The 13,036-nt window shown below is 35.9% G+C and carries 9 protein-coding genes; 5 read left to right on the forward strand and 4 right to left on the reverse strand.

Translation table 11 applies throughout. The features are described from left to right. Positions 1–157 precede the first annotated feature (157 nt). The 5 genes from VB776_RS02230 (at position 158) to gyrB (ending at position 7,636) form a co-directional block, all read left to right on the forward strand. Positions 158–1,261: an Mrp/NBP35 family ATP-binding protein gene (locus VB776_RS02230; RefSeq protein ID WP_323325599.1), complete on the forward strand. Its 1,104-nt coding sequence runs from the start codon at positions 158–160 to the stop codon at positions 1,259–1,261. 75 nt (positions 1,262–1,336) lie between these two features. Then, entirely contained in the window at positions 1,337–1,588 is a 252-nt protein-coding gene (locus VB776_RS02235; protein WP_184129078.1) for a NifU family protein, read from the forward strand. A 204-nt stretch (positions 1,589–1,792) separates the two neighbouring features. Next, complete coding sequence (locus tag VB776_RS02240) at positions 1,793–3,589, forward strand: D-alanine--D-alanine ligase (RefSeq protein WP_323325601.1); 1,797 nt, start codon at positions 1,793–1,795, stop codon at positions 3,587–3,589. Between the two features lie 212 nt (positions 3,590–3,801). Then, the gene (purH, locus tag VB776_RS02245) at positions 3,802–5,322 is read left to right on the forward strand and encodes a bifunctional phosphoribosylaminoimidazolecarboxamide formyltransferase/IMP cyclohydrolase (protein ID WP_323325603.1); all 1,521 of its coding nucleotides are present in this window, start codon (positions 3,802–3,804) and stop codon (positions 5,320–5,322) included. A 346-nt stretch (positions 5,323–5,668) separates the two neighbouring features. Next, complete coding sequence (gene gyrB / locus VB776_RS02250; RefSeq protein ID WP_323325604.1) at positions 5,669–7,636, forward strand: DNA topoisomerase (ATP-hydrolyzing) subunit B; 1,968 nt, start codon at positions 5,669–5,671, stop codon at positions 7,634–7,636. Between the two features lie 81 nt (positions 7,637–7,717). Here the strand turns inward: gyrB and VB776_RS02255 are convergent, their stop codons facing one another. From VB776_RS02255 to VB776_RS02270, 4 genes are all read right to left on the reverse strand, one after another. Further along, the gene (locus VB776_RS02255; RefSeq protein WP_323325606.1) at positions 7,718–8,227 is read right to left on the reverse strand and encodes a YdeI/OmpD-associated family protein; all 510 of its coding nucleotides are present in this window, start codon (positions 8,225–8,227) and stop codon (positions 7,718–7,720) included. A 38-nt stretch (positions 8,228–8,265) separates the two neighbouring features. Further along, the gene (locus VB776_RS02260; protein ID WP_323325608.1) at positions 8,266–11,280 is read right to left on the reverse strand and encodes an AsmA-like C-terminal region-containing protein; all 3,015 of its coding nucleotides are present in this window, start codon (positions 11,278–11,280) and stop codon (positions 8,266–8,268) included. Positions 11,281–11,506: 226 nt separating this feature from the next. Beyond that, a complete protein-coding gene (lpcA, locus tag VB776_RS02265; protein ID WP_323325610.1) occupies positions 11,507–12,079 on the reverse strand; it encodes a D-sedoheptulose 7-phosphate isomerase in 573 nt (190 codons plus the stop codon). 123 nt (positions 12,080–12,202) lie between these two features. Continuing rightward, a complete protein-coding gene (locus VB776_RS02270) occupies positions 12,203–12,991 on the reverse strand; it encodes a TPM domain-containing protein (protein WP_323325611.1) in 789 nt (262 codons plus the stop codon). Between the last annotated feature and the right edge of the window lie 45 nt (positions 12,992–13,036).

The raw sequence follows: 13,036 nt of genomic DNA on the forward strand, positions 1-13,036 counted from the left end.
TAAAATTACCTTTTTTAAATTCTCGACTTCCAAATCGAAACTTCTAAGCTATCTTTGTCGTTCAATTTTATTAGAAGTGTTTTGTATGATTAATAAAGGTTTTTTCAAATAAAAATTATTAGAATTTTTGAAAAAGCGTAACCTTTAAAACATAAAAATGGGCGATTTAAAAATAAAAAAAGAAGACATCATCAGAGCCTTGTCAACAGTACAAGAACCAGATTTGAAGAAAGATTTGGTGACGCTCAATATGATTAAAGACATTGAATTAGGTGTTGGTGAAGTTCGTTTCACAGTTGTACTTACTACGCCAGCTTGTCCATTAAAAGAAAGAATTCGTAAAGAATGTGAAGAAGCAATTCATACGCATGTTGACGAAAACCTAAGTGTTGTAATTGACATGACGGCAGATGTTACTTCATCAAGAGTAGGAACTGCACTTTTACCAAATGTAAAAAATATTATTGCAATTGCTTCAGGAAAAGGTGGCGTTGGAAAATCTACAGTAACCGCTAATTTAGCGATGGCTCTCAAGCTTTCAGGTGCTAAAGTTGGTATTATTGATGCTGATATTTCTGGGCCTTCTATTCCAGTAATGTTTGGTGCAGAGGAGATGCAACCATTGGTTAGCCAAATTGATGGCAAAAACATGATTCAGCCAATCATGCAATATGGTATCAAAATGATTTCAATGGGTTTTCTTGCTCCACAAGACAATCCAGTACCTTGGAGAGGTCCGATGGCGACTCAAGCTTTACGTCAGTTTTTTAGTGATACTCATTGGGGAGAATTAGATTATTTATTGATTGACCTTCCTCCGGGTACTTCTGATATTCACCTTTCTTTGGTGCAATTAGTACCAGTTACTGGTGCTGTAATTGTAACGACTCCACAAAAAGTAGCTTTGGCAGACGCTACCAAAGGATTAATGTTTTTCCGTCAGCCACAAATCAATGTACCTGTTTTAGGAGTTATAGAAAACATGGCATATTTCACGCCAGAAGAATTGCCAGAGAATAAGTATTATATTTTCGGAAAAGATGGCGGAAAGAATTTAGCAATTAAATACGAAACAGATTTATTAGGAGAAATACCTTTAGTACAAAGTATCAGAGAAGCTGGTGATGAAGGGAAACCAGCCGTAATGAGTGATAGTATTATTGCTTCCGCTTTCAAGCAATCAGCTGAATTATTGGCTCAACAAGTTGCTATTAGAAATGCAACAAAAGAAAAGACCAAGCCAGTACAAGTAAAAGTGTAGTTTTTTCTAGTATATTTGAGAGAAATATTACCATTAAAACGCAATAGAGAGTCTTTTATCTGCGTGATACATTTTATGGAAACAACCGTTGAATATCCTTTACAGGAAAAAATAGAAAAAGCCTTAGATAAAATTCGTCCCTACTTAGTAGCCGACGGAGGAAATGTAAGAGTACTTGAGATTGTAGATGGTAACATCCTTCGCCTTGAATTGGTTGGTGCTTGTAGTGCATGTTCGATGTCTGCAATGACTTTCCGTGGAGGAATTGAAGAAACCATTCTTCGAGAAGTACCAGAAATTATTAAGGTAGAAGCCGTAAATATGTAATTCTGCATGAATTAGTCATAAATCAAAAACCCTTGTAGCGTAATTCTACAAGGGTTTTTTCTTAACTTTGCTTTTAAAGATGCTATCAGTACTCAGTCATCGGTTATCAGTTTTTAGATTTTGTTAATCGTCGATTTTTTTGATAGAAACTAATCGTTACTCTTTTTATTTCATCCATTCAACATCGAAAATCAATCCCTTTTTATGAAAATAGGCATCTTCTTTGGCGGACCTGCTCGTGAGCGTGAAATCAGTTTTGCTGGAGGTAAAACCGCAATGGAAAATATTGATAAAACTCTTTTTGAACCGATTCCAGTTTTTGTGGATGGTCTTGGGAATTTTATTGTTTTAAAACCTGAATTAGTATATTCTGCTTCGATTCGTGATTTTTATCCTCCAAAATCTTATCAAGGCGATTACAGTATTTATGTTGAATCTTTAGGGGAATTGTCTGAAGGTGAATTAAATAAAATTATTACAGAAGTAGGTGAACGCATTTCTCCAGAACAATTTTCAAAGAAATTTGATTTTGTGTTTATCGCCATGCACGGCCCAGCTTGTGAAGACGGAAGTATTCAAGGTTTATTAGAATGGTATGGCGTGCCTTATTCTGGACCAAGTTTGATGGGTTCATCTATCGGAATTGATAAAATTGCCCAAAATGACTTAATTCGTTTGGCGGTTGGTTTAGATAAAAAAACAACCAGTATCAGTCGTGAATATTTTGAAAGTAAAGATGCTACCGAACTTTTTGAAGAAGTAAAAGCTTCTGTAGGTTTGCCTTTCGTCGTGAAAGCTCCGCATCAAGGTTCTTCTATCGGTGTGGCTTTTGTGAAAAAAGATTCAGTGGATGATTTCGTGAAAGCCGTAAAACAATGTTTCTTTATCAGAGAAGTATCTTTGGAAGAATGGAACAGTGTTGAACATCAAGAATTCGTTCAAAGAATGGCAAATTTGGATGAAGGAATCGGTTTGCCAGTTTCGATGAATGGTGAAGTAGTGTATCATCCAGCTGAATTATTAATTAAAATTACTTCACATTTTGAAACCTCGCAGGAAAATGTAGCTTTAATTTCAATGAATTCGGAAGATGCTGTTTTGATTGAAGGTTTTGTAAAAGGACAAGAATTTAGTTGTGGTGTGATTCAAAACCCAGATTGTGAATCAGTGGCTTTACCTCCAACCGAAATCGTTGCCAATGTTGAAGTATTTGATTTTAAAGCAAAATATCAATCGTCGGCTACTCGTAAAAAAATCCCGATTAGAACTTCTTTAGAAAACAACCAACAAGTACAAGCGGATGTGAAAAAAGCTTTTGATTCGCTCAAATTTGGCGTTTGTACTCGTATCGACGGTTTTGTCACGCCAGAAGGGAAAGTACTTTTACACGACCCAAATACCATTCCAGGAATGTCGCCGACTTCTATCATTTTTAAACAAATGGCAGAAATTGGCTTGAATGTAACGGATTCTATTACGTACTTCATTCGTCAGTCGATTCGTGAAAGAATGCGTACAGGAAAAAATACTTTCAAATTTCAGCAGTTGTTAACCAAATTGGATGCTGCCATTGCAAACAGAATCGAAGACCTTGACGACTGCCAAAAAGTAGCTGTTATTTTCGGTGGTTTTTCGGCAGAAGAACAAGAAGAAAGTTTTGTAAAAGCCCGAAAAGTATATTCTAAATTGGCTGCTTCTACGGAGTTTTATCCAGTACCCGTTTTTGTGACAGGCGAAAATCATTTGAACGAAGAACTGTACTTGTTGCCAACTAATTTTATGTTCAAGGAATTTGCAGAAGATATTGTGGCTGTTTTAGATGGTTCAATTCATCCTTTGATTGCTGAAACAAGAATCAAAGCCGAAAAAATCACTTTGCATTATACGGGGAAAAAAGTAGGAACAGTAGAAAAAATCACACGTGAAAAATTGACCGAAATGGCAGATTTATCGTCAATTTGTACGGTTGATTTCAGTATTGATTTGCCCGTATATTTATAAAAAATAACTTTATTTTTTACTTCAAAAGCCAGTGAATATGATTTTTACTGGCTTTTTTGCTTTTTGAAACAAATTAATCTAAAAATAATCACTGTATTCGGATAATTTTCGTTGAAAATACTATGAAAAATACAAAATCTATTAATTTTGCATCTTCGTTTGAACAATCTTTGAGTTACAGGTAAATTTTTACTGCTCAGAATCCCAAAATCATGTCTTCCAAAAAAATACAATCAGCTCTTATTTCGGTTTATTACAAAGACGGACTCGCTCCGATTGTCGAATTACTTCATCAAAATGGCGTAAAATTATACTCGACAGGTGGTACGCAAACTTTTATTGAAGAATTAGGCATTCCTGTTACGGCAGTTGAAGACCTAACAAGTTATCCTTCTATTTTTGGAGGAAGAGTAAAAACACTTCATCCAAAAGTTTTCGGTGGTATTTTGTACCGTCGTGACCATGAAGGCGATGTAGCCACGGCTGCACAATACGAAATTCCTTCGATTGATTTAGTAATTGTTGATTTATATCCTTTCGAGGAAACTGTTGCGAGTGGTGCATCTGAAGATGATATTATTGAAAAAATTGATATTGGCGGTATTTCATTAATCCGTGGTGCAGCCAAAAATTTCAATGATGTTTTGATTGTTTCTTCTCGTACCCAATACGCAGAAGTACTTTCTATTTTGCAAGCAAAAAATTGTGGAACGGATTTATCAGACCGTAAGCGTTTTGCGATGTTGGCTTTTGGTACTTCTTCACATTACGATACTGCTATTCATGCGTATTTCAATGGCAACAAAACTGATATTTACGACTTCAAATCGTTGCCACAAAGTACTCTTCGTTATGGTGAAAACCCTCACCAATCGGCTACTTTTTACGGTGATTTAGCGGCTTTGTTTGATAAATTACACGGAAAAGAATTGTCGTACAACAACCTTGTGGACGTTGACGCTTGTATTACTTTGTTGGATGAATTCCAAGAAACTTCTTTTGTTATCATCAAACATACCAACGCTTGTGGGGTAGCTTCTGCTGAAACTGTTCACCAAGCGTATTTGAATGCTTTTGCTTGTGATACAATTTCTGCTTTTGGTGGCGTTTTGGCAACCAACGGAACGGTTGATAAAGCTGCGGCAGAAGAAATGAATACTTTATTCTTTGAAATCTTAATTGCTCCAGACTTCACAGAAGAAGCTTTAGAAGTATTAAAATCGAAGAAAAATCGTATTTTATTGAAACGTAAACCAGTACAAAATTCAAAAATGATGTTCAAAACATTATTGAATGGTGTATTGGAACAAGATAAAGATTTAGCGACTGAAACCGTAGCAGATTTCAAAACAGTAACAACCAAAGCTCCAACTGATTCAGAATTGCGTGCTTTAGAATTTGCATTGAAAATCTGTAAACATACTAAATCAAACACGATTATTTTAGCGAAAGAAGGTCAGTTGTTGGCTTCTGGTGTTGGTCAGACTTCAAGAGTAGATGCTTTGAAACAAGCAATTGAAAAAGCAGCTGAATTTGGTTTTGATTTACAAGGGTCAGTAATGGCTTCGGATGCTTTCTTTCCGTTCCCAGACTGCGTAGAGATTGCACACAAAGCTGGAATTACTGCGGTAGTTCAGCCAGGAGGTTCAATTAAAGACAAAGATTCTGTAGCATATTGCGATGCCAACGATTTAGCGATGGTGATGACTGGTGTAAGACACTTTAAACACTAAAAATCAGGAATTTAAAACGATTTTCATAGAACCTCGCTCATGTTTTGAGCGAGGTTTTTTGCCTTTTTTTAACGAGTAAAATGCAAGCTAAAATTTCATTTCATCAATTCTAAAAAAAAGCCTCATTTTTAGCCCAATTTCTGCTCAAAAAACCACAAACGTTAGATGATTTGATAGGTTTTTTGTATTTTTACTTTTTAATTGGAAATAAAGCAAATTGCGTAATTAAAAGGACACATTACAAAAATCTTCAAAAAATATAAATGAAAATGGAAGGGGTGATTTTGTCGTTTATATAGAAAATATTAACGACATCTAGGGTCAACCTCCCAAAATCAAATAAAATATGTCAGAATTTCAAGAACCAGAAGAAAACAGTAGAGCAAATTATGATGCCGATAACATACAGGTCCTTGAGGGCCTAGAGGCAGTAAGAAAACGTCCATCCATGTATATCGGCGATACAGGATTCAAAGGTCTTCACCACTTAATTTGGGAAGTTGTTGATAACTCAATTGATGAGGCGCTTGCGGGTCATTGTGATACAATTAAAGTAACTATCAATACCAATAATTCAATTACTGTTGAAGATAATGGTCGTGGTATTCCAACGGGAATGCACACAAAAGAGAAAAAGTCTGCTTTGGAAGTAGTAATGACGGTACTTCACGCTGGTGGTAAATTTGATAAAGACACATATAAAGTATCTGGTGGTTTGCACGGTGTGGGGGTTTCTTGTGTGAATGCACTTTCTACGGATTTGAAAGTTACCGTTTATCGTGAAGGAAAAGTATTTGAACAAGAATATAAAATTGGTATTCCGCAATATGCAGTAAGAGAAATTGGAACAACTGAAAATCACGGAACAACCGTTACTTTCAAACCTGATGAAACCATCTTTTCTGTAACAGAATATAAGTACGAAACTGTAGCAGGTCGTTTACGTGAACTTTCATTCTTGAACGCTGGTATCAAAATCAGTTTAACTGACCTTCGTGATATAGATGAAAAAGGCGAACCTAAAACAGATTTGTTTTATTCAGAAGGCGGTTTAAGTGAATTTGTTTTATACTTGGATGCTACTCGTGATAAAATCATCGAAGCACCCATCTATATGGAAGGTGATAAAAATGGAGTACCAGTACAAGTAGCGATGATGTACAATACTTCGTATTCAGAAAACGTAGTGTCGTATGTAAACAATATTAATACGATAGAAGGCGGTACACACGTAGCAGGTTTCCGTGGTGCTTTGACTCGTACTTTGAAAAACTATGCTGATAAATCCGGAGCTTTAGATAAATTAAAAATTGATATTGTTGGAGATGACTTTCGTGAAGGTTTAACTGCCGTTATTTCGGTAAAAGTAGCTGAACCTCAGTTTGAAGGACAAACTAAAACAAAATTAGGTAACGGTGAAGTTTCGGGTGCGGTTTCGGCGGCAATGTCTGATATGTTGGAATCTTGGTTGGAGGAACATCCAAAAGAAGCACGTCAGATTGTAGCCAAAGTAATTTTAGCGGCTCAGGCTCGTCATGCAGCTCGTAAAGCTCGTGAAATGGTACAGCGTAAAACCGTTTTAGGTGGAAACTCTTTACCTGGAAAATTAGCTGACTGTTCTGATAATGACCCACACGTTTGCGAATTGTACCTAGTGGAAGGGGACTCAGCAGGTGGAACGGCAAAACAAGGTCGTAACCGTGCATTCCAAGCGATTTTACCATTAAGAGGTAAAATTTTGAACGTTGAGAAAGCACAAGAGTACAAAATTTACGAAAGCGAAGAAATCAAGAACATGATTACTGCTTTGGGCGTAAGCTTTGGTAAAGATGGCGACGAAAGAGCCTTGAATACTGAAAAGTTACGTTACCACAAAGTAATTATCATGACGGATGCCGATGTTGATGGTTCTCACATCAGAACGTTGATTTTGACTTTCTTCTTCCGTTATATGAAAGATTTATTGGATAGAGGTTATATCTACATTGCTCAACCTCCATTATATCAAGTGAAAAAAGGACAACAAATGGAATATTGTTGGACAGAAACACAACGTGAGCAAGCTATCAAACGTATTGCTGGTAATGGTAAAGAAGACTCAGTTGGCGTACAACGTTACAAAGGTCTTGGAGAGATGAACGCTGAACAATTGTGGGAAACTACGATGAATCCAGATACTCGTACTTTGAAACAAGTAACCATTGAATCTGCGGTTGAAGCTGATCATTTATTCTCAATGTTGATGGGTGACGAAGTACCACCACGTCGTGAATTTATTGAGAAAAATGCGAAATATGCTAAAATTGATGTGTAGTTAATATTAGTCATGATAAAATATAAAACCCACAAGGATTAAAGTTCTTGTGGGTTTTTTGTTGGAATATCTATCAAAACTTTACTTTCCTAAATCTCTAAAATACCTTAACATTTGCCCATAATCCATACCCATTGCTAGGCTTTGGACAGTCATAGCGATGCGTTTCGTTTTAGTCTCAATAGTTTTTGCAGATTCAATCCATTTGCTGTAATAAAATTGATGACTTTTTGGCATTGAATGAAATGCTTTTGAGGCGATTTCATCATCTTCTAAACAAATTAATAGTTCAGGAGAAATGGTTAATTCACTTTTGTCTTCTTCCAAACTTACTTGTACACTTGCTCCTTCGGATTTGCGAATCCCTTTTCTAATTTCTGCATTAATGGGCAAAATAAAATCGCCTTCACCCATTGGAATAAGAGCGACCAATTTTATCGAAAAATCATCTATTTTTCCTTTCACTCTAAAACTTACACGAGTATCCGCTTTAATTTGCTGTGCAATATCCACTGGTACTTCAAAATAAGTCCAACCAGTTTTTTCACCTTTCTTATCAAACTTTTGAAGTATCGCTGTGAAAGTAACCATGAGTTTTTGTTTTTATAAATTAAAGCTAATCGCTAAAACTAGACGCTGTCCTTTTTAGCAGGTTTACCAAATTTATTGAAAAGCCCATTGATAACACTTTTCTTCTGACTTTCTAATAATTTTTTTGCTTTGTCTGCCGCTGCCTTCTTGATACTATCTGCTGTGGCTTTTGCCTTTGCTTCCATTGCGTCTTTGTCTAAAATTTGTGCAGGCAAAGCATCTTTTTTGATATTGAGTTGATCTAATATTTTATCTTTATTCTCATTGATTTGAGCCTGCAAAGTAGCTTTTGCGACATCTTTTAAAGAATTTGCAGTGCTACTTCCTTTAAAGCCAAAAGCAGGATTCTTGAGTGTTCCTCCTAATTGTAAATCAAATTTTACTCTGTCTGTACCTTGAAGGTTTTTACCAGTCCATTTTTGAAATACATTGCCAAAAGCTTCACCAATTTTTCCAGAAGGTACATCCAAGAGTAAATTATAATCCATCGAACCCGTTAAACCGTGGCGACCACTGGCTGTAATTTTATAATCTTCAAATTTAATATCAAATGGTTTTACGCCAAATGTTCCATCTTTGATTTCAAATTGCATCAATAAATTACTCAATTTGGTTTCTTTCAACTTAGCGATTTTCGTAGTTTCTACCAATTTCTGAACTAAAGGGTTACTTTCAGAGATAGTTGCTTGTAATACTTTCATCAAACCATCGCCAGTCAAGGAATTAATTTTTGGCATCATATCTTGTCCTAATTCACCGCCAATTTGCAGTTTAGAAGTAACATTTCCAATTAAATACTGTGCTACGGGCATCAAGTATTTTACGATATTTAAATGTTGATAAGCCTGAGCAATTTCTATGTTTTCGAGATTCAAGGCGAAGTCAAACAATGGATGTGCTAAATTAGAAGTATTGTAAGTTCCGCTAGTAGTAAATTTCCCTCCCAAAGATTGGAAAGCCACATTTTGCATTTTCACAGCACCATTTCCTACCACCACAGCACCTTTAATATTTTGCATTTTCATCTGACTGTACAAGGCTTCTCCAATATCTGAATCCATTACTAATTCAATATTTTTAGGAATTTCAACTACTTGTAACGGTTGAGCAGTTCCACCAGCAGTAGTAGTTTTAGGACTATCCGTCATCCATTCATTCACATTGAATTTATTTGATTTTACGTTCATTTTGCCTTTTACAGTTCCGTTGTTCAAGGCATAATCCATGTAATTAGTAAATGTCCCGTCAGCCACAAAATCACTAGAACCTAAGAAACCTTTTGCATTGCTTACTTTAATGGCTGTAGGTGTGAAAGTCATGTCCGCAGAAGTAACTTTTACACCTTGTGGGTACTCTTTTGAAACAAACTCAAAATTCTGCATTGTTGCTTTTCCAGAAGTAGGCAAACTAGCATAACGTTTTGCCTTTACGTCCGACATTTTTCCTTTGGTTTCTATATCTGCATCTATTTTTCCCTTCAAAGTCATGTCGGTCAAAGGATAGATTTTAGTCATTTTTGTTAAATCTATTTTTCCCTTCGCTTTAATGTCCCAATTGTAATTTTCGAAGTTTTCAATTACTCCATTAGCCGTGAAAGGTTCGCCGTCTAAAACCATTCTCATTTCTGTAATTGCTAGACGAGTAGAAGCTAAAGCGGCGTTGGTATTTACCAAATTAGCCTTTATATTTAGGTCTTGAATGGGTTGAGGGAATTGGTCTGACTTAATGTATCCGTTTGCTAAACTCATAACCGCATTTACTTGTGGAAATGTTTTTGTCAGGGAATCATAAGTTCCTTTTGCCTTTAAATCCATGCTGTAAAGTCCACGCATTTCTAAGCCTTTCATCGGAAAAATCTGCCCTATTTGCTGTAAATCAATTTTCGCAACCACATCCGCATCAACTTTTGATTTCCCCAAACCTTCTATCAAAGCACGTGCATTGATAGGGTTTTTACCCAAATTCATGTTGAATTTCTTAATGTTCAGTACTGAATTGTTCAGGTCATTTGTTGTATTACTTGCTTTTAAATCCAAATTAATTCCCGTAACTGCCGTAGGTAAATCAGGATATTTGAACATGGCATTTTCTACCAATAAATTAAAAGCATAAGTAGGGAATGAAGTGGCGTTCATCGTTCCTTTTACAAAACCATCAAATTGTACATTTCCATCAGCATCAACGTCTTTGAATTTATCTGTGTAGATGTTTGGGACTAATGAAAGTAAATTTTTAAAGGTATTTTCTGGAGATGAATAAGTAATGTCTAAAACAATATTTGAAGTATCAGGCATGGCTACTGAGCCATCAAAATTCAAGGTAAAATCATTTATTTTCCATGAATTTTTAGCGAAAGAATACTTGCTTTTTGCTTGGTCAATATTAATTTTCATATCTGCCGACAATGTTTTGTCGTTCAGATATTCTGTTCCTCCGTAGCTGATAGAAGCTTTTTCAACTTGAGTATTTGTCGTCAAATCATAGATTTCAGCTCCAATATTTCCAGAGCCTTCGTGTGTAATGTTTTGAAGTAACACATAAGCGTTTTTCAGTTTATCATCATAAGTAATTTGTCCGTTAGTCAACTTCCATGATTCAATTCCAATATTGAAATTACTCTTTGTTTTAGTTTCTTCCTGCTGAACTTGTAGTGAATCAGACTTATAAATATCATAATTGGCAGAGCCATCAGGCAATACTTTAACCAAGATTTTAGGACTTTCAATTGCGATTGAATTAATGGCTACTTTATTGCCAGAAATAATTGATTTTAAATCCGCCGCTAAAGAAAATTCCTTCGCTTGTATCAAAGTATCACTTGAAAAAGGCGAATAGCCAACCACACCAAAGTCTGTCAAAGAAATGGTTAATGAAGGAAAATGCTTGAAAAAAGATAAATCAAAATCGTTATAGTAAACCTTTGCTTTTACTTTTTTCTGAATTTCCTCATTGACTTTTGCTTGAATAGTATCCTTAAAAAAGAAAGGAACAGCAAAAAGAACAACAGCCAATAAAGTAATAATCGAAACTAGAATGATGAAGGCTTTTTTCATGGTTTGGGGAGACTTTAGGATTTTAAGACTAAAAGACTTTAGGAATGACTGGAAGACTTATACTGACTTGAAGACTTAAGGACTAGAGGACTTAGGGACTAGAAACTAGATTTGAAGACTTTAATATTAAGTTTCCAAATCGATAGGAAAATCCTTAGCCCTTCTAATCATTTGTCTTTACGCTTAGTCCTTTAATCTTAAAGTCTTACAGTCTTTAAGTCCATCATTAAACAACTAACTTTTCAATTAATAAAATCAAAATATGAATTACTTTAATGTGTACTTCTTGAATACGGTCGGCATAACCGAAATGTGGAACTCTGATTTCTACATCAGCCTGTCCAACTAATTTCCCACCGTCTTTCCCAGTAAGTAATACAATTTTCATGCCTTTGGCTTTTGCCGCTTCAACTGCCTTGATAATATTGGCAGAATTCCCACTTGTAGAAATCCCCAACAATACATCTCCTTTATTTCCCAAACCTTCTACAAAACGAGAAAAAATATGGTCAAAACCATAATCGTTACTTACACAAGAAATATGGGAAACATCTGAAATGGCAATAGCCGCTAAAGAACGACGGTCATCACGATAGCGACCCGATAACTCTTCAGCAAAGTGCATGGCATCGCAATGTGAGCCACCATTTCCACAAGAAATTACCTTATTGCCAGAAAGAATAGCATCTGCCATCAATTGTGCAGCAACTTGTATATCAGCAAGATTTTTTGGATTAGAAATAAAATTTTGAAGTACTAATTGTGCTTCGTTGAGTTCTTGTGCAATAATATCAATCACGAATTTTTCTATGTTTATTTTAATGTCAATCAAAATTACGAAACATTATTAAAAATCTTGTAGCAAGGGCTGAAATAGAAAAGGCTTCGCCGAAACGAAGCCTTCTTTTATACTTGATTATTCCTAGTAATCTCCACCAGCACCACCACCACCGAAGTCACCACCACCAAAACCACCGAAGTCGAAACCGCCACCACCACTATCACCACCAGAGTGTCCACCGCCAAAACCACCACCAGTAAAAATAATTGGACCGCCCCAACCGCCACTGTTGAAGCCTCCTCCACCTCCTCTACCACCACGTTTATTGATTTTAGAGATTATAAACAATACAATCGCTACCAATACAAAAACGATAAAGAAAAAGCCTAAACCGCCACCATCATCATCACTTTTTTCAGCTTTAAATTCCCCCGAAGCCCTTTTCATCATTTCAGTTGTAGCTTCGTCTAAGCCTTGATACCACAAACCAGCTTTGAAATTGGGTGAAAGCGTTTTATTGATAATTCTTTTGGCTATGGCATCGGTAATCGTTGCTTCCATGCCTCGTCCTGTTACGATTCTGATTTTACGAGTTTCTGTTGCCCATAAAAGTACCAAACCATTATTCTTGTCTTTCTGACCAACGCCCCAATCTTTCGCAATTTTCATCGCAAAATCATAAGGGTCAGATTCTCCTGTGTTTTTTACAATTACAATGGTTAATTGTGTTGAGGTAGAATCGGCATAACCTCTTAGTTTTTGTTCTAAAGATTCTCGTTCTGTACTTGTTAAAATACTGACATAATCGTTTACTAATCTTTGCGGATTAGGTTTTTCAGGAATTGCCTGAGCATTCAAAGTAAATTGGAACGACAATAGCGAAAAGCTAAAGAGTAGCCCAATTACGTAAATGGAAAATTTCTTAAACATCTTCATAAAAAAATCCCTTCCTTCACAGAAAAGGTTTGGACTTAT

Origin of the sequence: Arcicella gelida (genome assembly GCF_034931025.1) — a bacterium.
Taxonomy (GTDB): Bacteria; Bacteroidota; Bacteroidia; order Cytophagales; family Spirosomataceae; genus Arcicella; species Arcicella gelida.